This window comes from Flavobacterium myungsuense, assembly GCF_042677265.1.
GTDB classification, from domain to species: domain Bacteria; phylum Bacteroidota; class Bacteroidia; order Flavobacteriales; family Flavobacteriaceae; genus Flavobacterium; species Flavobacterium myungsuense.
Window position 1 is genome coordinate 135,392 of sequence record NZ_JBHTIZ010000011.1, and the last position, 19,434, is coordinate 154,825.

Below are 19,434 nucleotides of genomic sequence, written 5' to 3' on the forward strand. Positions count from 1 at the left end.
GTGAATAGCAGGATTAGCTCCTGAAAAATCTAATATTGATTAGTTGTTAATAAAACCAATGTACAAGCTATTTCAACTTTAATGTTATTCAATTGTAATAATTGGTAGAATTCTGGATTTTCAGTCCCGGGGTTAAAAATAACACGTTTAGGTTTTGCCTCAACGATATAATTGTAATAATCACGTTGACGATCTGGGTTTAAATACAACGTTACGGTATCTATATTTTTTAGGGGAATAGCTTTGGTTTGAATTTTAATTCCAGCAACTTCGCCAGCATTTTGACCTATTGCAAGTACTGAATGTCCTTTGTCTACAAGCATTGTAATTGCCAAATAAGCATATTTATCTGGTTTTGAGGTTGCTCCTAAAACCAATGTTTTTTTATTTTTCATAATGCAAACGTACAAAAAAGGAATAGTTAATTTTTTATTCTTTTGGCAAAAAAACCTCAGCCATCATACATCTTGCACTACCTCCACCGCACGCTTCGATAGTATCAAGGCTAGAACTTAAAATAGTTACATGCTCCTCTATTTGTGCGATTTGTTTTTTGGTAAGACTTTTATATGCTGCTGTACTCATTACTAAATATCTTCGATCATCGGTGCCTTTTACCTCAAGCATGTTTCCTGCAAAACTATTTACTTGATCTTCTGTAATTAGTATCACTTCTTTTTCATCTCCCCTTAAGCTGTCCAAAACCATTTTACGTTCTTTTTTGTCATCGATACAATCGGCACAAATAATTGCAAATGTTTCACAAACACTCATCATTACATTGGTATGATAAATCAATTTTCGTTCCCCGTTTATGGTTTGAAATGCTTCGAAAATTACTGGGCTGTATTCAAAATCTTCACAGAACTCTATGAACAATTCTTCATCAGCTCGTGGTGATAATGCACAATAAGCTTTACCATTTTCTCTATCTAAAACCATACTTCCAGTACCTTCTAAGAAATAACCATCGTCCTCGGCTTCAGTATAATCCATGATTTCGTTGATTATAAACCCTTTGTCTTCTAGCATATCTAAAACATCTTCACGGCGCTCTTTACGTCGGTTTTTGGCAAACATAGGATACATAGCTACATCACCCTCTTCGTGAAAAGAAATCCAATTATTAGGGAAAATACTGTCAGGAGTATCTGGTTGCAATGTGTCTTCTACAACTGTGACATCTACTCCTACCAAACGAAGTTTGTTGACAAAAGTATCAAACTCTTCCTGCGCTTTGGCATTTACTGTAGCTGGCGATAAAGTATCAATTACTTTTTGATAATAATTATTAACTGCGGTTTGTTCGTTCATTCTAAATGCTACCGGGCGAATCATTAGGATGGAGTTTGTAGTTTGTTTCATGGTATTGGTTGTATGTTTTATAAAGATTAATCTCTAATTAAAGGCAAGGTAGAACATCTTAATAACCCCTCTTGTTTGGCAATTTCTGCATATGGAATTTCCTCTACAATAAATCCGCTACTTCTAAGCCAATTATTTAATCTAGTGAAATTTCGTTCTGAAACAACCACGTTTGGAGCTATTGAAAAAACATTCGAATTCATATGATACATTTCTTCTCTAGTAATATGAAAAAGGTTTTCTTTTCCGAACAGTTTAACTAAGAATAGATAATCGGCTTCTTCTCGAAAGCCTCTTTTGTAAATAATTCCTTTATCCACACCAACAGGTTGAAAGCAACAATCTAAATGCAAAGCATTATCTCGAGCTTCAATTTTAGATTTTACCAAATCGAATTCTTTCACTATTTTATTTGGAAAAAATTCTTTTATAAAATGTACTCCTGCCGTATTTGTTCTTGCAGTAATGTAATCTTTATAATCGCTTCCTTTATAGGTTCCTATAAATATGTATTCATTCCAGAGCATGACATCACCGCCTTCAATGTGAACTTCTTCAGGCGGGCGAACCACTTTTTCAGGATTCATTTCATTAATAATGTATTGAATAGCCTCTAATTCTCTTTCTCTATCTGGAAGAATATTAGATTTAAAAAAAATATCATCAATCACAAAACCAATATCTCTCGCAAAAATTTGATTGTAGTTTTCAATCATTTCTGGCCTATAAACAGTAACATCATATTTTTTAAATACTTGATAAAATGCTTCCATTTCTTTAACCATATTAGCTTCGACTGGATAAGTTCCTGCTAAAATATGTTCTAAAGATTTAGGGTCGTATGCTTCATCTATACTTGGAGTAGGTCCGTTGTTTATTGCCGAACCAAGAACAACTGCTCTTAATCGTGCTGTTTCGTCCTTAATATTTAATTGTAGCATAAGTGGTTATTAATAGTGTATCAAAGATAAAAAAGCTTCTCGATTAGAAGAAGCTTTTTAAATATATAAATTATTTAAACAAATTATCTCTTGTCAACTGGAACAAATCCTCGAAAAGCATGTCCTGTATAAATTTGGCGTGGTCGTCCTATTGGTTCTTTATTGATTCGCATTTCTTTCCATTGTGCAATCCAACCTGGTAAACGACCTATGGCAAACATTACCGTAAACATATCTGTTGGAATTCCTAGTGCTCTGTATATAATTCCTGAGTAAAAATCGACGTTTGGATATAACTTTCTTGAAACAAAATACTCATCAACAAGTGCTGCTGCTTCTAATTTCTTTGCAATTTCTAAAATAGGATCATCAACACCTAAAGTACTTAATACTTCATCGGCTGCTTTTTTAATGATTTTAGCTCTAGGATCAAAATTTTTATATACTCTATGGCCAAAACCCATTAGACGGAAAGGATCATCTTTATCTTTTGCTTTCGCTAGGTATTTTTCAGTATCTCCTCCATGTGCATGAATTTCTTCTAACATTTCGAGTACCGCTTGATTTGCTCCACCGTGTAATGGACCCCAAAGTGCCGAAGCTCCAGCAGAAATTGATGCAAAAAGTCCTGCATGAGAAGAGCCCACCATTCGTACTGTAGAGGTAGAACAATTTTGCTCGTGATCAGCATGAAGTATAAACAATTTATCTAAAGCATCTACTATAATTGGATTGGCTTTGTATGGCTCTGTTGGTAGATGAAACATTAAATTCATGAAATTTTCTACATAACCTTTTGTATTATCGTAATAATTTAATGGATACCCCATTGTCTTCCTATACGTCCAAGTGGCAATAACCAAAAATTTACCCATGATTTTGCAAACCGATTCATACAACTCTTTTGGATTATCTGGATTGACGGCTTTTGGATTAAAAGCAGTTAAAGCACTTGTTAATGCAGATAAAACTCCCATAGGATGAGCCGTTTTTGGAAAACCGTCAATGATGTTTTTCATTTCCTCGTTTACCAAAGTATATTTTCTAATGTCGGTTTCGTATTGTTTCAACTGCTCAGCTGTAGGTAACTCACCAAAAATTAAAAGATAAGAAACTTCAAGAAAATGAGCTTTCTCTGCCAACTCTTCTATAGAATATCCTCTGTAACGCAAAATCCCTTCTTCTCCATCTAGAAAAGTTATTTCGCTTAGACAAGAACCTGAATTTTTATAGCCACGATCCAATGTAATCGCACCTGATAAATCACGTAACTTGTTAATATCTATAGCTATTTCATTCTCACTCCCTATAATTAATGGAAACTCGTATTTCTTGCCGTCAATTTCTAGTGTTGCTGTTTTTGACATAATATAATCTGTAATTTATCTTTTGAAATAATAATTTAACAAATCTATGGAATTTAGCACAAATTAAAAAATGATTTTAATCATGAATACGTTAATTATAACATAAAAATACTTTTTCAATTCATAAAAAATTTTACCTCATTAAAAAAATGGGTTGGATTGAAAGAGAAGGCTTATTTACTCTGTTGAGGCACTTATTAAAACATCAAATCATACACATTTTATATTAGTTACCCTTGGTACTTTTCAAAATTTATAATTTTGAAATCAAAGCGACCTAAATCTATTAAATTCAGGCTTTGTAGAATTATTCATTTTTTACTATTTTATATATTCTAATTACTTTTTCTATAGTAACTTATAAGTAATATATTCCATTTTGTTTTTCCGAATATATTGTTTTTATATATCAGTTTACGTAACTCCACCTCTATTTATCCGAATACATCCGTGATGTATATAGGAATTTTAAAATCCATTGCATTAAAACACTCGATTTGATGACGACTTTAAATTATATAAATTAAAAAACCCTTTCAAAACATAAGTTCTGAAAGGGTTTTAAAAATATAAATTCTAAACTTCTATTTTTGTTTAAAAGCTTTCAATCCAGGAAAGTAAGCTGTATTTCCTAATTCTTCTTCAATTCTTAATAATTGATTGTATTTTGCCATACGATCTGAACGAGAAGCTGATCCTGTTTTTATTTGTCCACAGTTTAACGCCACTGCTAAATCAGCAATAGTGTTGTCTTCTGTTTCTCCAGAACGGTGTGACATTACTGATGTATACCCTGCATTTTTAGCCATATTTACAGCTGCAATAGTTTCAGTTAAAGTTCCGATTTGGTTCACTTTTACTAATATAGAATTAGCGATTCCTTTTTCGATACCTGTTGATAGACGCTCTACATTAGTTACAAATAAATCATCACCAACTAATTGTACTTTATCTCCTATCTTTTCAGTCAATAATTTCCATCCATCCCAGTCATTTTCATCCATACCGTCTTCGATAGAAATGATTGGATAATTTGCTGCTAATCCTGCTAAATAATCAACCTGTTCGGCAGATGTTCTTATTTTTCCTGTTTCTCCTTCAAATTTTGAATAATCATATTTTCCGTCAACATAAAATTCAGATGCAGCACAGTCAAGAGCTATCATTATTTCGTCACCAAAACTATACCCAGCATTCTCAACTGCTTTTTTAATAGTGTCTAAAGCATCTTCTGTTCCACCAGCTAAGTTTGGGGCAAAACCACCTTCGTCACCAACAGCAGTAGAAAGACCTCTGTCGTGTAAAACTTTTTTCAAACTGTGAAAAATTTCAGTTCCCATTTGCATAGCGTGAGAAAAAGATGTTGCTTTCACTGGAAAAATCATAAATTCTTGAAATGCAATAGGAGCGTCAGAATGAGAACCTCCATTGATAATATTCATCATAGGAACTGGCAGAGTGTTTGCAGATACACCTCCAATATATCGATATAAAGGCAATCCCAATTCATTAGCCGCCGCTTTAGCAACTGCAAGAGAAACACCTAAAATTGCATTTGCACCAAGATTAGCTTTATTTGGAGTTCCGTCTAAATCAATCATAGTTTGATCGATTAAATTTTGTTCGAAAACAGAAGTTCCAACTAGTTCACTTGCAATTTTTGTATTTACATTTTCAACAGCTTTTAAAACTCCTTTTCCTAAAAAAGCTTTTCCACCGTCACGCAATTCAACTGCTTCAAATTTTCCAGTAGAAGCTCCGGAAGGAACTGCTGCTCTACCAAGAACACCACTTTCTGTTATTACATCTACCTCAATAGTAGGATTACCTCTTGAATCAAAAATTTGTCTTGCGTGAACTTTGATAATAATGCTCATAATATATTGATTTTTAAATTTTATACTCTATTTTTTGTATTACAAATATAATTCTATTAAAATAATGATAATGTGAAAATATCGAATGTTATTAACGATAACGATTTAGCTTAATGAAGATTTCATGTTCTCCACAAATTGGTCAAACAAATAACTAGAATCGTGTGGTCCCGGACTAGCTTCTGGATGATATTGCACTGAAAAACAATTTTTATATTTCATTCTCATTCCAGCAACCGTATTATCGTTAAGATGTAAATGTGTGATTTCTAATACTTCGTTATTCTCTAACTGTTCTTTATTAACAGCAAATCCATGATTCTGAGAAGTAATTTCGCCTTTACCAGTAATGATGTTTTTTACTGGATGATTGATACCTCTATGACCGTTAAACATTTTGTAAGTAGAAACGCCGTTGGCTAAAGCTATAACTTGGTGCCCTAAACATATTCCGAATAAAGGGTTATTGTTTTTTATAATTTCTTTTGCAACACCAATAGCACTAAATAATGGGTCAGGATCTCCAGGACCGTTTGACAAGAAATAGCCATTCGGATTGAATGCTGCTAAATCTGAATAAGAAGAATCAAAAGGAAAAACTTTTATATAACAATCTCTTTTAGCTAGATTTCGAAGTATATTGGTTTTGATACCTAAATCTAAAGCAGCAATTTTATATGTTGCATTTTCATTACCAAAAAAATAGGGTTCTCTAGTCGAGACCTTAGAAGCCAGCTCTAAACCTTTCATATCAGGAACATTTGCTAATTGTTTTTTCAAATCTTCAACAGCTGTTCCGTCAGTACATATTACAGCATTCATCGCTCCGTTATCTCTTATATAACTTACTAGAGCACGTGTATCTACATCAGAAATGCAAATAAGATTTTGTTTGATAAAATAGTCTTCTAAACTTTCTGAAGCATCTGATCTTGAATAATTAAAACTAAAATTTTTACAAACCAATCCTGATATTTTAATTGAATCCGATTCTACATCATTATTATTTACACCATAATTACCAATGTGAGGATTTGTTGCCACCATGATTTGACCAAAATAAGAAGGGTCGGTAAAAATTTCTTGGTACCCTGTCATTCCAGTATTAAAGCAAACTTCTCCAAAAGTAGTCCCGCTAATTCCTATGGATTTTCCATGAAATATGGTTCCATCGCTTAGCAGCAGTATGGCTTTTTGTCGTGTTGTGTATTTCATTCGTCGTAGTTATTGTTTTTTATTTGCCTCATGGAACTTCTCAATGCTTCGTTGCATTTGTAAAGTATTTGTTGCGTTGCAAATTTAATAATGCATAGGTCACTATTAAAAATAAAAAAAAGGACAAACTACTAAAAGTTTATCCTTGATTTCTATTGAATAATAATTCTCATTATTTTTCAGTTTCTGATGAATCAGTTTCAGAAGTTGATTCTTCTGGAGCATCAGCAGGAGCAACTGCTTCAGGAGCCACTTCAACAGCAGTATCCTCTTTTTTAGCTTTTCCACCACGACGGCTTTTCGCTTTTTTAACTTCTTTTTTACCACCGTTGTACAATTCGTTGAAATCTACTAACTCAATCATTGCCATATCAGCATTATCTCCTAGACGATTTCCAACTTTTATGATACGTGTATAACCACCAGGGCGATCTCCTACTTTTGAAGCTACATCTCTGAACAAGTCAGTTACTGCATATTTGCTACGTAAGTATGCGAAAACGATACGACGGTTATGAGTTGTATCTTCTTTTGATTTTGTTATAAGCGGCTCAACAAATTGTTTAAGCGCTTTAGCTTTAGCAACAGTTGTATTAATACGCTTGTGCTCTATAAGAGAACAAGCCATATTAGCTAGCATAGCTTTTCTATGTCCAGTCTGTCTGCTTAAGTGATTGAATTTTTTTCCGTGTCTCATGACATATTTTTTTAAACTTCATCTTGCTACAATCCGCTTTGGAGAGCAAAATATGAAGTAATTTACTCTTTATCTAATTTGTATTTTGCTAAATCCATTCCGAAGTTCAAATTTTTAATAGCCACTAGTTCATCTAGTTCTGTTAAAGATTTTTTACCGAAATTACGGAATTTCATTAGGTCGTTTTTATTAAAAGATACTAAATCTCCAAGTGTATCAACTTCTGCTGCTTTTAAACAATTTAAAGCTCTTACAGATAAATCCATATCGACTAATTTTGTTTTAAGCAATTGTCTCATATGCAATGACTCTTCATCATACGATTCAGTTTGAGCAATTTCATCAGCTTCAAGAGTAATTCTTTCATCAGAAAACAACATAAAGTGGTGTATTAACACTTTGGCAGCTTCAGTTAAAGCATCTTTAGGATTAATTGAACCATCAGTTTTAATTTCAAAAACTAATTTTTCATAATCTGTTTTTTGCTCCACACGGAAATTTTCGATAGCATATTTTACATTCTTAACAGGAGTAAAAATAGAATCTGTAAAAATAGTTCCTATAGCTGCGTTTTGTTTTTTGTTCTCTTCTGCGGGAACATAACCTCTACCTTTTTCGATGGTTAATTCTAAACTCAATTTGATTTTAGAATCTAAGTTACAAATAACTAGCTCTGGGTTCAGTACTTGGAAACCAGAAATAAATTTTTGAAAATCACCAGCGGTTAGTTGATCTTTACCTGAAATAGAGATAGTAACTGATTCGTTATCTATATCTTCAATTTGACGTTTGAAACGTACTTGTTTCAAGTTCAAAATGATTTCAGTTACGTCTTCAACAACTCCTGAAATAGTTGAAAATTCGTGATCTACACCTTCTATACGAACAGATGTGATTGCGTATCCTTCTAAAGCAGAAAGCATAACTCTTCTAAGTGCATTACCAACGGTCAATCCGTAACCAGGTTCTAAAGGTCTAAACTCAAATTTACCTTCAAAATCGGTTGAATCGATCATGATAACTTTATCGGGCTTCTGAAAATTAAATATTGCCATAATTTCGACTAAGTCAATTATTATTTGTTGTACAATTCGACGATTAACTGTTCTTTAATATTTTCTGGAATTTGAAGTCTAGCAGGAACAGTAACAAAAGTTCCTGATTTAGTATCATTATTCCATGTAATCCATTCATAAACATGAGAAGAATTTGATAAAGAACGCTCGATAGCCTCTAAAGATTTAGATTTTTCACGAACAGCAACTACATCACCTGGTTTTAGGTGATAAGAAGGAATGTTTACCAATTCTCCATTTACTGTAATGTGTCTGTGCGAAACGATTTGACGAGCACCTCTTCTAGAAGGAGCAATACCCATTCTAAAAACAACGTTATCTAATCTTGCTTCACACAATTGAAGTAAAATTTCACCAGTTACACCTTTCGATGCAGCTGCTTTTTCAAATAAATTTCTGAACTGTTTTTCTAAAATTCCGTAAGAATATTTAGCTTTTTGCTTTTCCATTAACTGAACAGCATACTCAGACTTTTTTCCTCTTTTTTTTGCCATCCCGTGTTGTCCAGGAGGGTAATTTCTTTTTTCGAAAGCTTTATCGTCACCGAAAATAGCTTCACCAAATTTTCTTGCGATTCTTGTACTTGGACCAGTATATCTTGCCATTTTAAATTTTTTAAGATAGAGATTATGAATTCAGGTCTTATCCTTCGATAATCTATAATCTATCTATGTTATACTATAATTACTTTGAGTATTAAACTCTACGTCTTTTAGGAGGACGACATCCATTGTGAGGCATTGGAGTAACATCGATAATCTCAGTTACCTCAATTCCACCATTATGTAAAGAACGAATTGCAGACTCACGTCCGTTTCCTGGTCCTTTAACATATACTTTTACTTTTTTAAGCCCAGCTTCTAGAGCTACTTTGCTACAATCTTCTGCTGCCATTTGAGCTGCATATGGAGTATTCTTTTTAGAACCTCTAAAACCCATTTTACCAGCTGAAGACCATGAAATAACTTCACCTTTTTTATTCGTTAACGAAATAATGATATTATTGAAGGTCGCAGAAATATGAGCTTCTCCAGTTGATTCAACGATAACTTTACGTTTTTTTGCAGTTGCTTTTGCCATATTACTTATTATTTAGTTGCTTTTTTCTTGTTTGCAACAGTTTTTCTTTTCCCTTTTCTTGTTCTAGAGTTATTCTTAGTTCTTTGTCCTCTTAACGGAAGACCAGATCTATGACGGATACCTCTATAACATCCAATATCCATTAAACGTTTAATGTTTAAAGAAACTTCTGAACGTAGCTCTCCTTCAATTTTGAAAAATGACACAGCATCACGGATTGCTCCAATCTGATCATCATTCCAATCTTGTACTTTAATATCTTGGCTAACTTGAGCTTTTTCTAAAATCTCAATTGCTCTACTTTTACCAATTCCGAAGATATAGGTTAAAGCGATAACTCCTCTTTTGTTTTTTGGGACATCTACCCCTGCTATTCTTGCCATAATTATCCTTGTCTTTGTTTAAATCTAGGATTCTTTTTGTTGATTACGTATAATCTGCCTTTTCTTCGTACAATTTTGCACTCGGCACTTCTTTTTTTAACTGATGCTCTAACTTTCATTTTTTTTAAACTTTTAGCTTTTGCTTTTAGCTTTTTACAAATAGCAATAAATTAATTTAGCTAATTGTTAATTACTAATCACTAATTGCAATTTAATACCTATAAGTAATTCTTGCTTTAGACAAATCGTAAGGGCTCATTTCTAGTTTAACTTTATCACCAGGTAACAATTTGATGTAATGCATACGCATTTTACCAGAAATATGTGCTATTACAATATGTCCATTCTCTAATTCTACACGGAACATGGCATTAGATAATGCTTCAATTATCGAACCGTCTTGTTCTATTGCTGATTGTTTTGCCATAAAAATTAAGCTACTGCTTTTCTATTTTTACCACTCTTCATCAAACCGTCATAATGTTTGTTTAATAAGTAGGAATTAATTTGTTGCATAGTATCTATGGCAACACCAACCATAATTATTAATGACGTTCCTCCAAAAAACATTGCCCAAGATTGTTGCACACCAAAACTAACTACAATTGCTGGGAACACAGCTATTAGCGCCAGAAATAATGAACCTGGAAAAGTAATTAAAGACATAATGTGATCTAAAAAATCTGAAGTATCAACTCCAGGCTTAACCCCAGGAATAAATCCACCACTTCTTTTTAAATCATCAGCCATTTTGTTTGTAGGAACTGTAATTGCAGTGTAAAAGAATGTAAAAACAACTATTAAAGTAGCAAATACAAAATTATACCAAAATCCAAACATATTACTAAAAGCTCCTGCAATAGACTGGGAAGTTTCTGATTGAGATAATCCTGCTAAAGCTGCTGGTATAAACATAATAGCTTGCGCAAAAATAATTGGCATAACTCCAGAAGCATTTAACTTTAAAGGAATCCATTGTCGGTTACCACCCATCATATCTGCTTCAAAATCACCCGTTGTTGTTCTACGAGCATATTGTACAGGAATTTTTCTAACTGCCATTACCAATAAAACACAAGCAATAATAACTAAAAGCCAAACTATTACCTCGATTACCAATAACATTGGACCACCATTGTTGTTTGTTATAGTAGATGAAAATTCTTGAATAAACGCTTGTGGCAATCTTGCTAAAATACCAACCATAATTAAAAGAGAGATTCCGTTTCCAATTCCTTTATCAGTAATTTTTTCTCCTAACCACATGGCAAAAATTGTACCTGTAGTTAAAATTAAAACTGATGAAAACAAGAATGAAAATGAATCAAATCCTAATAAAAAAGCATTGTTTGGTAAAGTTCTGTATAAATTATAAATATAGCCAGGACCTTGAACTAGTGTAATTGCAATAGTTAACCAACGAGTAATCTGATTGATTTTTTTTCTGCCACTTTCACCATCTTTTTGTAATTTTTGTAAATAAGGAATAGCTATTCCCATTAACTGAACCACAATAGAAGCCGAAATATAAGGCATAATTCCTAGAGCAAAAACTGAAGCTTTTGAAAAAGCACCACCGGTAAACATATCTAGTATTGAACCAATACCTTTTTCTGTCTGCCCACTCAAGCTACTTAATTGAGTTGCATCAATACCTGGAAGTGTTACATGTGCACCAAAACGATAAACTAAAAGAATACCTAATGTAATTAGAATTCGATTTTTAAGTTCTTCGATTTTCCAAATATTGGCTAATGATTCAAAAAAATTCTTCATCGTACTAGAAAGTTATAGTGTTACTGCTTCTCCACCAGCTGCTTCAATAGCCGCCTTAGCTGTAGCAGTAAATTTGTGAGCAGATACTTTTAATTTTGCTTTCAATTCACCACGACCTAAAATCTTTACGATTTCATTTTTAGTTGCCAAACGATTTGAAACATATACAGTCATATCAACTGCATCAGTAACAATACCATTATCTACTAATAATTGTAATGTATCAAGATTAACACCTTCGTATTCTTTACGATTGATGTTTGTGAAACCAAACTTAGGCACACGTCTTTGTAATGGCATTTGACCACCTTCAAAACCAATCTTTTTAGAATATCCAGAACGAGATTTTGCTCCTTTATGACCTCTTGCAGAAGTACCACCTTTACCAGAACCTTCTCCTCTACCTAATCTTTTATTTTGATTGTGAGTAGCACCTTCAGCAGGTTGTAAGTTACTTAAATTCATAACTATAATTTGTTATTTAGCTTCTTCAACAGAAACTAAGTGTTTTACTTTATTTATCATACCAAGGATTGCAGGATTTGAATCATGCTCAACAACTTGTCCCATTTTACGAAGACCTAAAGCCTCTAATCCTCTCTTTTGAGTAAGAGGACAGTTGATTTTACTTCTAACTTGTTTTACTAATAATTTAGCCATAATTTCCTTGAATTAACCTTTAAAAACTTTTTCTAAAGAAACACCTCTTTGTTTCGCAACAGTGTAAGCACTTCGCATTTGCAATAATGCATCAAAGGTTGCTTTTACTACGTTGTGAGGATTTGATGATCCTTGAGATTTTGATAATACATCATGAATCCCTACTGATTCAAGAACCGAACGAACGGCTCCACCAGCAATAACTCCTGTACCATGAGAAGCAGGAATTAAGAATACACGTGCACCACCAAATTTACCTTTTTGTTCGTGAGGAACAGATTGACCATTCAAAGGAATTTTTACTAAATTTTTCTTAGCATCTTCTACTGCTTTTGCAATTGCTTCAGAAACGTCTTTAGATTTTCCTAATCCGTGACCAACTACTCCGTTTTCATCACCTACAACTACAATAGCAGAAAAACCAAAAGCTCTACCTCCTTTTGTAACTTTAGTAACACGATTCACACTTACCAAACGATCTTTTAATTCAAGACCACTCGGTTTTACTAACTCTATACTTTTGTATTTATTAGACATACTATATTAGAATTTAAGTCCAGCTGCTCTCGCGCCTTCTGCTAATGATTGAATACGACCGTGATATAAATAACCTCCTCTATCGAAAGTAACATTTTCTATACCAGCTTTTAACGCTTTTTCAGCAACTAATTTTCCAACTGCAGTTGCTATTTCAACGTTTGTACCTTTACTTACTCCTTTTTCTCTTGAAGATGCAGCTAATAAAGTAACACCGTTTACGTCATCTATAAGTTGAGCATAAATTTCTTTGTTACTTCTAAATACAGATAATCTAGGTTTTGCAGCAGTTCCGCTTACAATTTTTCTAATTCTGAATCTAATTCTCTGTCTTCTATCAGATTTTGTTAATGACATAATCTTAAATTTTTTAAGCTGATTTACCTGCTTTTCTTCTTAATACTTCTCCTACAAATTTAACACCTTTTCCTTTGTATGGTTCTGGCTTACGGAAACCTCTGATTTTCGCAGCTACTTGACCTAAAAGTTGCTTGTCAAATGATGTTAATTTTACTATTGGATTTTTACCTTTCTCTGAAATAGTCTCAACAGCTACTTCTGGAGCAACTTCTAAAATAATATTGTGAGAAAACCCTAAAGCTAAATCAAGTTTTTGACCTTGATTTGAAGCTCTATAACCAACTCCTACTAATTCTAGAGATTTTGTAAAACCTTCAGATACACCGATAATCATATTATTGATTAATGATCTATATAATCCGTGTTTAGCTCTTTCGTCTTTATGATCAGATGATCTTTCAACTAGAACTTGACCGTCTTCAACTGTTACAGTTACGTCCGAGAACTCCTGTGTAAGTTGACCACCTTTACCTTTTACTGTAATAATACCATTTGCAACTTCAACAGTCACTCCGGTAGGGATTACAATGGGATTTTTACCTATTCTTGACATCTTATTTGGTCTTTAAAATTAGTATACGTAACAAATTACTTCACCACCAACATTAAGTTGTTTGGCTTGTTTTCCTGTCATCAAACCTTTTGATGTAGAAACAATAGCAATACCTAATCCGTTAAGAATTCTTGGTATTTTAGAAGCACCCGCATATTTACGTAAACCTGGTTTACTAATTCTTTGGATATCTTTTATTACTGGCTCTTTAGTATCTTTATCATACTTTAAAGCAATTTTGATAGAACCTTGAACGGCATTATCTTCAAATTTGTAACTTAAGATATAACCTTGATCAAACAAGATCTTTGTTATTTCTTTTTTTAGATTAGATGCTGGAATTTCGACAACTTTGTGGTTTGCAGCCACAGCATTTCTAACTCTCGTCAAATAATCTGCAATAGGATCTGTATACATGTTTATTGATTTGCGGTTTTGGTTTTCGATAAAAACTATTCTATCGAACCTGAAACCAATTTATAAATGTTTGATTACCAACTCGCTTTTTTAACACCAGGAATTAACCCGTTGTTTGCCATTTCACGAAATGTAACACGTGAAATACCGAATTGACGCATATACCCTCTTGGTCTACCTGTTAACTTACAACGGTTGTGTAAACGAACTGGCGAAGCGTTTTTTGGTAATTTTTGCAAACCTACGAAATCTCCAGCTTCTAACAAAGCTTTTCTTTTCTCAGCATATTTTGCTACCGTTTTTTCTCTCTTCACCTCACGAGCTTTCATTGATTCTTTAGCCATATCTTAATTCTTTTTAAAAGGTAATCCTAGTTCAGCCAATAACGATTTTGCTTCCTTATCTGTTTTTGCAGTAGTAACAAATGTAATGTCCATTCCAGAAATTTTATTTACTTTATCGATATCAATTTCAGGGAAAATGATTTGTTCTAAAACCCCAAGGTTATAGTTTCCTCTTCCGTCAAAACCAGTAGCTTTAATTCCGCTAAAATCACGTACACGTGGTAAAGCGGAAGTAACTAATCTATCAAGAAACTCATACATTCTTTCTCCACGTAAAGTCACTTTAGCTCCAATTGGCATCCCTCTTCTCAATTTAAAAGACGCAACGTCTTTCTTTGATATTGTAGCCAAAGCTTTTTGTCCAGTTATCTTCGTTAACTCATCAACTGCATAGTCAATTAGTTTTTTGTCAGATACTGCAGCACCAACTCCTTTACTTAAAACGATTTTTTCCAATTTAGGAACTTGCATTACGTTTTTGTATCCGAATTCTTCTTTAAGAGCAGAGATTACTCTGTTCTTATACTCCTCTTTTAGTCTAGGTATATAAGCCATTACTATAATACTTGATTAGATTTTTTTGAAAATCTTACTTTTTTATCTCCTTCAACTCTAATTCCAACTCTTGTAGTTTCCTTAGTTTTAGGATCTATAAGAGATATATTTGAAATTTGAATTGGAGCCTCTTTCTTAACGATTCCTCCTTGAGGGCTTTTAGCACTTGGTTTTGTATGTTTCGAAACCATGTTTACACCTTCAACAACCGCTTTATTCTTTTCACGATCTACTTTTAGAACTTTACCTTCGGAACCTTTATGGTCTCCAGCAATTACCCTAACAATATCTCCTGATTTTATTTTTAGCTTTATCATCTTGCAACTAATTAAAGCACCTCTGGTGCTAATGATACAATTTTCATGAATTGTTTTTCACGAAGTTCTCTTGCTACTGGACCAAAAACACGAGTTCCTCTCATTTCACCAGCAGCATTCAATAACACACATGCGTTGTCATCAAATCTAATGTATGAACCGTCGGCTCTTCTCACTTCTTTTTTGGTACGTACAACAACTGCAGTTGAAACAGCTCCTTTTTTAACGTTACCGTTTGGAGTTGCATCTTTAATAGATACTACAATCTTGTCACCAACAGAGGCATACCTTCTTTTGGTACCTCCTAAAACACGGATAGTTAAAACTTCTTTAGCTCCTGTGTTATCTGCTACTTTTAGTCTTGATTCTTGTTGTACCATAATTATTTAGCTCTTTCTAAGATTTCAACTAGTCTCCAACATTTTGTTTTACTTAAAGGACGCGTTTCGCTAATCTTTACAGTATCGCCAATGTTACAGTCGTTTGTTTCGTCGTGTGCATGATACTTTTTAGTTTTCAACACGAACTTACCGTATAATGGGTGTTTTACTTTAGTTACTTGTGCTACAACAATAGATTTATCCATTTTGTTGCTAGTAACTACACCAATTCTTTCTTTTCTTAAATTTCTTTTATCTTCCATTTTGCAGAATACAATTTATTGTAGCTCTCTTTTAGTTAACTCAGTAGCTAATCTTGCAACAGTTCTTCTCACAGTTCTAATCTGTAGAGGATTCTCAATTGGAGAAATAGCATGAGCCATTTTTAGGTCGGCATAAGTTTTCTTAGTTTGACTAAGTTTTTCTTGCAACTCCGCTGCAGAAAGATTTTTTATCTCTGATTGTTTCATAATAATTAATTAATTATGCTTCAAAATCTCTGGCAACGATGAACTTTGTTTTACATGGAAGCTTTTGAGCTGCAAGACGTAACGCCTCTTTTGCAACTGACAAAGGAACTCCTCCAACTTCAAACATTATTCTTCCTGGTCTAACAACAGCTGCCCAATATTCAACGGCACCTTTTCCTTTACCCATACGTACCTCAAGAGGTTTCTTAGTAATTGGTTTATCTGGGAATATTTTAATCCATAATTGTCCTTCTCTTTTCATGAAACGAGTTGCAGCGATACGCGCAGCTTCAATTTGACGAGAAGTTAAGAACATTCCATCTTCATGTACAGATTTAATACCAAACATTCCATTAGAAAGTTCGTGCCCTCTTTGAGAGTTCCCTTTCATCTTACCTTTTTGTACCTTACGGTATTTTGTTCTTTTAGGCTGTAACATTTTTCTTTACTTTTTAAAAAATTACTTTCTTTTACGGTCTCCTCCTGGTTTTCTGTCTTTGTTGAAAGGTTTACGATCTCCCCTTGGAGCATCACCGCCTTTACTACCACCGCCAGTTCCGGCTTGTTTTTTGTCCATCCCAACAAGTGGAGAAAGATCTCTCTTTCCGTAAACTTCACCTTTCATAATCCATACTTTGATACCCATTCTACCGTAAGTAGTATGTGCTTCAGCCAAAGCATAATCGATATCGGCTCTGAAAGTTGATAGAGGAATTCTACCTTCTTTGAATCCTTCTGAGCGTGCCATTTCAGCACCATTCAAACGACCAGAAATCAAAACTTTAATTCCTTCAGCATTCATACGCATAGAGGCTGCGATGGCCATTTTAATAGCACGTCTGTAAGAAATCCTGCTTTCTATTTGACGACAGATGCTTGTAGCAACTAGATACGCGTCAAGTTCAGGTCTTTTAATTTCAAAGATGTTAATTTGAACCTCTTTGTCAGTAACTTTCTTAAGTTCTTCTTTTAACTTGTCTACCTCTTGTCCACCTTTTCCGATAATGATACCAGGTCTAGCAGTAGTGATAGTAACGGTTACAAGTTTTAAAGTTCTCTCGATGATTACTTTTGATACACTAGCTTTTGATAAACGAGCATGAATGTACTTTCTGATTTTATAATCTTCGGCAATTTTATCACCATAATCATTTCCACCATACCAGTTAGAGTCCCATCCTCTGATGATACCAAGTCTATTTCCAATTGGATTTGTCTTTTGTCCCATCTTTATTAATTTGCTTGTGTGTTATCGTTAATAGCTCCTAACACGATTGTTACGTGGTTTGAACGTTTTCTAATTCTATGTGCTCTACCTTGAGGAGCTGGACGAAGTCTTTTCAACATCATTCCACCATCAACAGTGATAGTTTTTACAAATAAGCCTGCTTCTTCCATATTAGCATCAGGGTTTTTTGCTTGCCAGTTAGCAATAACAGATAAAACCAATTTTTCTAATTTTCTTGAAGCTTCTTTAGAGCTGAATCTTAAAATATTCAAAGCCCTTTCCACTTTCTGACCTCTTACCAAATCTGCTACTAAGCGCATTTTTCTAGGTGAAGTAGGGCAGTTATTCAATTTCGCGAAGGCTAGAGACTTATTAGCCTCTTTTCTTGCATCTGCTGTTTCTCTTTTACGAACTCCCATTGCTTCTTATTTTTTACCTTTATTTTTTGCTCCAGCGTGACCTCTAAAAGATCTAGTTGGTGAAAACTCTCCTAATTTGTGTCCTACCATGTTTTCTGTAACGTAAACTGGTACAAACTGACGACCGTTATGAACTGCGATTGTTTGTCCAACAAAGTCAGGTGTTATCATAGAAGCTCTAGACCAAGTCTTTACTACTCCTTTGTTTCCTTTTTCAATGTTTTCTTGAACTTTCTTATCTAATTTATAATGAACGAAAGGTCCTTTTTTTAATGAACGTGCCATATCTTATTATTTCTTTCTACGTTCTACGATATACTTGTTACTCGGGTTCTTTTTAGAACGGGTTCTATACCCTTTAGCAGGTATGCCGTTTCTAGAACGTGGATGACCTCCAGAAGAACGTCCTTCACCACCACCCATTGGGTGATCTACTGGGTTCATTGCAACTGGTCTTGTTCTTGGTCTTCTACCTAACCATCTAGTTCTACCTGCTTTACCAGATACAATTAATTGATGATCAGAATTTGATACCGCTCCAATTGTAGCCGAACAAGTCAACAAAATTAATCTTGTTTCACCAGAAGGCATTTTAATTGTTGCGTATTTTCCATCTCTTGCCATTAATTGAGCGAATGTTCCAGCAGAACGAGCGATAACAGCCCCTTGCCCTGGACGTAATTCGATACAAGAAATTACAGTTCCTAATGGAATTTTACTCAATGGTAAAGTGTTACCAATTTCTGGTTGAGCGTCAGCACCAGAAACTAATTTCTGACCTACTTTCAATCCGTTTTGAGCAATTACATAAGTTTTCTCACCATCAGCATAAGCTAATAATGCGATAAAAGCAGTACGATTTGGATCGTATTCAATTGATTTTACTGAAGCTGGAATTCCATCTTTAGTTCTTTTGAAATCGATTATACGATATCTCTGCTTGTGACCACCACCCGTATAACGCATGGTCATCTTTCCTTGACTATTTCTACCTCCTGAGTTTTTTATCGGCGCTATCAAAGAGCGTTCCGGCTTATCAGTTGTAATAGCGTCAAAACTATTCACAACTCTAAATCGCTGACCAGGGGTAATAGGTTTTAATTTTCTTACTGACATCTTTATATTCTAGATATTGTTGTAAAAATCTATTGTTTCTCCTTCTTGTACTTGTACAATTGCTTTTTTGTAAGCATTTGTCTTTCCACTTAATAAACCACTTTTAGTGTACTTCGTAGTTCTATCTGGTCTAACATTCATTGTATTAACACTCAAAATAGTTACTCCATAAGCAGCTTCTACGGCTTTCTTAATTTGTAGTTTATTTGCTTTTCTATCTACAACGAAACCAAATTGATTTAAAACTTCACTTTGTTTGGTTACTTTTTCTGTTACTATAGGCTTGATTATAATACTCATA

32 protein-coding genes are annotated in these 19,434 nt (G+C 33.9%); all 32 read right to left on the bottom strand.

Features of this window, described 5'->3' with window-relative positions:
* Positions 1 to 29: 29 nt before the first annotated feature.
* Positions 30 to 395, bottom strand: a complete 366-nt coding sequence (locus tag ACFQ0S_RS04085) for a CoA-binding protein (protein ID WP_379754257.1) — start codon at positions 393 to 395, stop codon at positions 30 to 32.
* A 34-nt stretch (positions 396 to 429) separates the two neighbouring features.
* Positions 430 to 1,365, bottom strand: a complete 936-nt coding sequence (gene ctlX / locus ACFQ0S_RS04090; RefSeq protein ID WP_379754260.1) for a citrulline utilization hydrolase CtlX — start codon at positions 1,363 to 1,365, stop codon at positions 430 to 432.
* 26 nt (positions 1,366 to 1,391) lie between these two features.
* Positions 1,392 to 2,306, bottom strand: a complete 915-nt coding sequence (locus tag ACFQ0S_RS04095) for a dimethylarginine dimethylaminohydrolase family protein (RefSeq protein ID WP_379754263.1) — start codon at positions 2,304 to 2,306, stop codon at positions 1,392 to 1,394.
* Between the two features lie 83 nt (positions 2,307 to 2,389).
* Positions 2,390 to 3,673, bottom strand: coding sequence for a citrate synthase (locus ACFQ0S_RS04100; protein WP_379754267.1), 1,284 nt, complete (start codon positions 3,671 to 3,673; stop codon positions 2,390 to 2,392).
* Positions 3,674 to 4,257: 584 nt separating this feature from the next.
* Entirely contained in the window at positions 4,258 to 5,550 is a 1,293-nt protein-coding gene (eno, locus tag ACFQ0S_RS04105; RefSeq protein ID WP_379754270.1) for a phosphopyruvate hydratase, read from the bottom strand.
* Positions 5,551 to 5,655: 105 nt separating this feature from the next.
* The gene (gene carA / locus ACFQ0S_RS04110) at positions 5,656 to 6,765 is read right to left on the bottom strand and encodes a glutamine-hydrolyzing carbamoyl-phosphate synthase small subunit (RefSeq protein WP_379754273.1); all 1,110 of its coding nucleotides are present in this window, start codon (positions 6,763 to 6,765) and stop codon (positions 5,656 to 5,658) included.
* 172 nt (positions 6,766 to 6,937) lie between these two features.
* A complete protein-coding gene (rplQ, locus tag ACFQ0S_RS04115) occupies positions 6,938 to 7,462 on the bottom strand; it encodes a 50S ribosomal protein L17 (protein ID WP_379754276.1) in 525 nt (174 codons plus the stop codon).
* 62 nt (positions 7,463 to 7,524) lie between these two features.
* Entirely contained in the window at positions 7,525 to 8,517 is a 993-nt protein-coding gene (locus ACFQ0S_RS04120) for a DNA-directed RNA polymerase subunit alpha (protein ID WP_379754279.1), read from the bottom strand.
* A gap of 20 nt (positions 8,518 to 8,537) precedes the next feature.
* On the bottom strand, positions 8,538 to 9,143 hold the full coding sequence (rpsD, locus tag ACFQ0S_RS04125; protein ID WP_379754282.1) for a 30S ribosomal protein S4: 606 nt from the start codon (positions 9,141 to 9,143) through the stop codon (positions 8,538 to 8,540).
* A gap of 91 nt (positions 9,144 to 9,234) precedes the next feature.
* The gene (gene rpsK / locus ACFQ0S_RS04130; protein ID WP_024981527.1) at positions 9,235 to 9,618 is read right to left on the bottom strand and encodes a 30S ribosomal protein S11; all 384 of its coding nucleotides are present in this window, start codon (positions 9,616 to 9,618) and stop codon (positions 9,235 to 9,237) included.
* A gap of 8 nt (positions 9,619 to 9,626) precedes the next feature.
* The gene (gene rpsM, locus ACFQ0S_RS04135; RefSeq protein WP_379754287.1) at positions 9,627 to 10,001 is read right to left on the bottom strand and encodes a 30S ribosomal protein S13; all 375 of its coding nucleotides are present in this window, start codon (positions 9,999 to 10,001) and stop codon (positions 9,627 to 9,629) included.
* 2 nt (positions 10,002 to 10,003) lie between these two features.
* Complete coding sequence (ykgO, locus tag ACFQ0S_RS04140) at positions 10,004 to 10,120, bottom strand: type B 50S ribosomal protein L36 (protein ID WP_073370549.1); 117 nt, start codon at positions 10,118 to 10,120, stop codon at positions 10,004 to 10,006.
* Positions 10,121 to 10,212: 92 nt separating this feature from the next.
* Positions 10,213 to 10,428 carry a translation initiation factor IF-1 gene (gene infA, locus ACFQ0S_RS04145; protein ID WP_007136545.1) on the bottom strand — a complete coding sequence of 72 codons (216 nt, stop codon included), beginning with the start codon at positions 10,426 to 10,428 and terminating at the stop codon, positions 10,213 to 10,215.
* 5 nt (positions 10,429 to 10,433) lie between these two features.
* Positions 10,434 to 11,777, bottom strand: coding sequence for a preprotein translocase subunit SecY (gene secY, locus ACFQ0S_RS04150; RefSeq protein WP_379754290.1), 1,344 nt, complete (start codon positions 11,775 to 11,777; stop codon positions 10,434 to 10,436).
* A gap of 12 nt (positions 11,778 to 11,789) precedes the next feature.
* Positions 11,790 to 12,242, bottom strand: a complete 453-nt coding sequence (gene rplO / locus ACFQ0S_RS04155; protein WP_151107585.1) for a 50S ribosomal protein L15 — start codon at positions 12,240 to 12,242, stop codon at positions 11,790 to 11,792.
* A 12-nt stretch (positions 12,243 to 12,254) separates the two neighbouring features.
* Positions 12,255 to 12,437: a 50S ribosomal protein L30 gene (gene rpmD / locus ACFQ0S_RS04160; protein WP_026706255.1), complete on the bottom strand. Its 183-nt coding sequence runs from the start codon at positions 12,435 to 12,437 to the stop codon at positions 12,255 to 12,257.
* Between the two features lie 12 nt (positions 12,438 to 12,449).
* Positions 12,450 to 12,974: a 30S ribosomal protein S5 gene (rpsE, locus tag ACFQ0S_RS04165; protein ID WP_151107583.1), complete on the bottom strand. Its 525-nt coding sequence runs from the start codon at positions 12,972 to 12,974 to the stop codon at positions 12,450 to 12,452.
* A gap of 6 nt (positions 12,975 to 12,980) precedes the next feature.
* Positions 12,981 to 13,331, bottom strand: a complete 351-nt coding sequence (gene rplR, locus ACFQ0S_RS04170; protein WP_379754295.1) for a 50S ribosomal protein L18 — start codon at positions 13,329 to 13,331, stop codon at positions 12,981 to 12,983.
* Between the two features lie 13 nt (positions 13,332 to 13,344).
* The gene (gene rplF / locus ACFQ0S_RS04175; protein ID WP_379754298.1) at positions 13,345 to 13,887 is read right to left on the bottom strand and encodes a 50S ribosomal protein L6; all 543 of its coding nucleotides are present in this window, start codon (positions 13,885 to 13,887) and stop codon (positions 13,345 to 13,347) included.
* A gap of 18 nt (positions 13,888 to 13,905) precedes the next feature.
* Positions 13,906 to 14,304 (bottom strand): 30S ribosomal protein S8, encoded by a 399-nt coding sequence (rpsH, locus tag ACFQ0S_RS04180; protein ID WP_077377752.1) that lies wholly within the window; start codon positions 14,302 to 14,304, stop codon positions 13,906 to 13,908.
* 74 nt (positions 14,305 to 14,378) lie between these two features.
* Positions 14,379 to 14,648, bottom strand: coding sequence for a 30S ribosomal protein S14 (rpsN, locus tag ACFQ0S_RS04185; protein WP_026707007.1), 270 nt, complete (start codon positions 14,646 to 14,648; stop codon positions 14,379 to 14,381).
* A 3-nt stretch (positions 14,649 to 14,651) separates the two neighbouring features.
* Complete coding sequence (rplE, locus tag ACFQ0S_RS04190) at positions 14,652 to 15,203, bottom strand: 50S ribosomal protein L5 (protein WP_379754301.1); 552 nt, start codon at positions 15,201 to 15,203, stop codon at positions 14,652 to 14,654.
* A gap of 2 nt (positions 15,204 to 15,205) precedes the next feature.
* On the bottom strand, positions 15,206 to 15,520 hold the full coding sequence (gene rplX, locus ACFQ0S_RS04195; RefSeq protein ID WP_379754304.1) for a 50S ribosomal protein L24: 315 nt from the start codon (positions 15,518 to 15,520) through the stop codon (positions 15,206 to 15,208).
* A gap of 11 nt (positions 15,521 to 15,531) precedes the next feature.
* A complete protein-coding gene (gene rplN, locus ACFQ0S_RS04200; protein ID WP_007803649.1) occupies positions 15,532 to 15,900 on the bottom strand; it encodes a 50S ribosomal protein L14 in 369 nt (122 codons plus the stop codon).
* 2 nt (positions 15,901 to 15,902) lie between these two features.
* Positions 15,903 to 16,163, bottom strand: a complete 261-nt coding sequence (rpsQ, locus tag ACFQ0S_RS04205) for a 30S ribosomal protein S17 (protein ID WP_151107578.1) — start codon at positions 16,161 to 16,163, stop codon at positions 15,903 to 15,905.
* 15 nt (positions 16,164 to 16,178) lie between these two features.
* Positions 16,179 to 16,370, bottom strand: coding sequence for a 50S ribosomal protein L29 (rpmC, locus tag ACFQ0S_RS04210; RefSeq protein WP_379754307.1), 192 nt, complete (start codon positions 16,368 to 16,370; stop codon positions 16,179 to 16,181).
* Between the two features lie 13 nt (positions 16,371 to 16,383).
* Positions 16,384 to 16,809, bottom strand: coding sequence for a 50S ribosomal protein L16 (gene rplP, locus ACFQ0S_RS04215; protein WP_194312439.1), 426 nt, complete (start codon positions 16,807 to 16,809; stop codon positions 16,384 to 16,386).
* Positions 16,810 to 16,830: 21 nt separating this feature from the next.
* Positions 16,831 to 17,598, bottom strand: a complete 768-nt coding sequence (gene rpsC / locus ACFQ0S_RS04220) for a 30S ribosomal protein S3 (protein WP_379754311.1) — start codon at positions 17,596 to 17,598, stop codon at positions 16,831 to 16,833.
* A gap of 5 nt (positions 17,599 to 17,603) precedes the next feature.
* Positions 17,604 to 18,017, bottom strand: coding sequence for a 50S ribosomal protein L22 (gene rplV / locus ACFQ0S_RS04225; RefSeq protein WP_151107575.1), 414 nt, complete (start codon positions 18,015 to 18,017; stop codon positions 17,604 to 17,606).
* A 6-nt stretch (positions 18,018 to 18,023) separates the two neighbouring features.
* On the bottom strand, positions 18,024 to 18,302 hold the full coding sequence (rpsS, locus tag ACFQ0S_RS04230) for a 30S ribosomal protein S19 (RefSeq protein ID WP_014085019.1): 279 nt from the start codon (positions 18,300 to 18,302) through the stop codon (positions 18,024 to 18,026).
* 6 nt (positions 18,303 to 18,308) lie between these two features.
* Positions 18,309 to 19,133, bottom strand: coding sequence for a 50S ribosomal protein L2 (rplB, locus tag ACFQ0S_RS04235; RefSeq protein WP_151107574.1), 825 nt, complete (start codon positions 19,131 to 19,133; stop codon positions 18,309 to 18,311).
* Positions 19,134 to 19,142: 9 nt separating this feature from the next.
* Positions 19,143 to 19,433, bottom strand: a complete 291-nt coding sequence (rplW, locus tag ACFQ0S_RS04240) for a 50S ribosomal protein L23 (RefSeq protein ID WP_379754316.1) — start codon at positions 19,431 to 19,433, stop codon at positions 19,143 to 19,145.
* Between the last annotated feature and the right edge of the window lies 1 nt (position 19,434).

Excerpts from the sequence above, each read along its gene's own strand:
- ACFQ0S_RS04085 (WP_379754257.1), bottom strand. The coding sequence starts at position 395 with ATGAAAAATAAAAAAACATTGGTTTTAGGAGCAACCTCAAAACCAGAT.
- ctlX (WP_379754260.1), bottom strand. The coding sequence starts at position 1,365 with ATGAAACAAACTACAAACTCCATCCTAATGATTCGCCCGGTAGCATTT.
- ACFQ0S_RS04095 (WP_379754263.1), bottom strand. The coding sequence starts at position 2,306 with ATGCTACAATTAAATATTAAGGACGAAACAGCACGATTAAGAGCAGTT.
- ACFQ0S_RS04100 (WP_379754267.1), bottom strand. The coding sequence starts at position 3,673 with ATGTCAAAAACAGCAACACTAGAAATTGACGGCAAGAAATACGAGTTT.
- eno (WP_379754270.1), bottom strand. The coding sequence starts at position 5,550 with ATGAGCATTATTATCAAAGTTCACGCAAGACAAATTTTTGATTCAAGA.
- carA (WP_379754273.1), bottom strand. The coding sequence starts at position 6,765 with ATGAAATACACAACACGACAAAAAGCCATACTGCTGCTAAGCGATGGA.
- rplQ (WP_379754276.1), bottom strand. The coding sequence starts at position 7,462 with ATGAGACACGGAAAAAAATTCAATCACTTAAGCAGACAGACTGGACAT.
- ACFQ0S_RS04120 (WP_379754279.1), bottom strand. The coding sequence starts at position 8,517 with ATGGCAATATTTAATTTTCAGAAGCCCGATAAAGTTATCATGATCGAT.
- rpsD (WP_379754282.1), bottom strand. The coding sequence starts at position 9,143 with ATGGCAAGATATACTGGTCCAAGTACAAGAATCGCAAGAAAATTTGGT.
- rpsK (WP_024981527.1), bottom strand. The coding sequence starts at position 9,618 with ATGGCAAAAGCAACTGCAAAAAAACGTAAAGTTATCGTTGAATCAACT.
- rpsM (WP_379754287.1), bottom strand. The coding sequence starts at position 10,001 with ATGGCAAGAATAGCAGGGGTAGATGTCCCAAAAAACAAAAGAGGAGTT.
- ykgO (WP_073370549.1), bottom strand. The coding sequence starts at position 10,120 with ATGAAAGTTAGAGCATCAGTTAAAAAAAGAAGTGCCGAGTGCAAAATT.
- infA (WP_007136545.1), bottom strand. The coding sequence starts at position 10,428 with ATGGCAAAACAATCAGCAATAGAACAAGACGGTTCGATAATTGAAGCA.
- secY (WP_379754290.1), bottom strand. The coding sequence starts at position 11,777 with ATGAAGAATTTTTTTGAATCATTAGCCAATATTTGGAAAATCGAAGAA.
- rplO (WP_151107585.1), bottom strand. The coding sequence starts at position 12,242 with ATGAATTTAAGTAACTTACAACCTGCTGAAGGTGCTACTCACAATCAA.
- rpmD (WP_026706255.1), bottom strand. The coding sequence starts at position 12,437 with ATGGCTAAATTATTAGTAAAACAAGTTAGAAGTAAAATCAACTGTCCT.
- rpsE (WP_151107583.1), bottom strand. The coding sequence starts at position 12,974 with ATGTCTAATAAATACAAAAGTATAGAGTTAGTAAAACCGAGTGGTCTT.
- rplR (WP_379754295.1), bottom strand. The coding sequence starts at position 13,331 with ATGTCATTAACAAAATCTGATAGAAGACAGAGAATTAGATTCAGAATT.
- rplF (WP_379754298.1), bottom strand. The coding sequence starts at position 13,887 with ATGTCAAGAATAGGTAAAAATCCCATTGTAATCCCTACCGGAGTGACT.
- rpsH (WP_077377752.1), bottom strand. The coding sequence starts at position 14,304 with ATGTATACAGATCCTATTGCAGATTATTTGACGAGAGTTAGAAATGCT.
- rpsN (WP_026707007.1), bottom strand. The coding sequence starts at position 14,648 with ATGGCTAAAGAATCAATGAAAGCTCGTGAGGTGAAGAGAGAAAAAACG.
- rplE (WP_379754301.1), bottom strand. The coding sequence starts at position 15,203 with ATGGCTTATATACCTAGACTAAAAGAGGAGTATAAGAACAGAGTAATC.
- rplX (WP_379754304.1), bottom strand. The coding sequence starts at position 15,520 with ATGATAAAGCTAAAAATAAAATCAGGAGATATTGTTAGGGTAATTGCT.
- rplN (WP_007803649.1), bottom strand. The coding sequence starts at position 15,900 with ATGGTACAACAAGAATCAAGACTAAAAGTAGCAGATAACACAGGAGCT.
- rpsQ (WP_151107578.1), bottom strand. The coding sequence starts at position 16,163 with ATGGAAGATAAAAGAAATTTAAGAAAAGAAAGAATTGGTGTAGTTACT.
- rpmC (WP_379754307.1), bottom strand. The coding sequence starts at position 16,370 with ATGAAACAATCAGAGATAAAAAATCTTTCTGCAGCGGAGTTGCAAGAA.
- rplP (WP_194312439.1), bottom strand. The coding sequence starts at position 16,809 with ATGTTACAGCCTAAAAGAACAAAATACCGTAAGGTACAAAAAGGTAAG.
- rpsC (WP_379754311.1), bottom strand. The coding sequence starts at position 17,598 with ATGGGACAAAAGACAAATCCAATTGGAAATAGACTTGGTATCATCAGA.
- rplV (WP_151107575.1), bottom strand. The coding sequence starts at position 18,017 with ATGGGAGTTCGTAAAAGAGAAACAGCAGATGCAAGAAAAGAGGCTAAT.
- rpsS (WP_014085019.1), bottom strand. The coding sequence starts at position 18,302 with ATGGCACGTTCATTAAAAAAAGGACCTTTCGTTCATTATAAATTAGAT.
- rplB (WP_151107574.1), bottom strand. The coding sequence starts at position 19,133 with ATGTCAGTAAGAAAATTAAAACCTATTACCCCTGGTCAGCGATTTAGA.
- rplW (WP_379754316.1), bottom strand. The coding sequence starts at position 19,433 with ATGAGTATTATAATCAAGCCTATAGTAACAGAAAAAGTAACCAAACAA.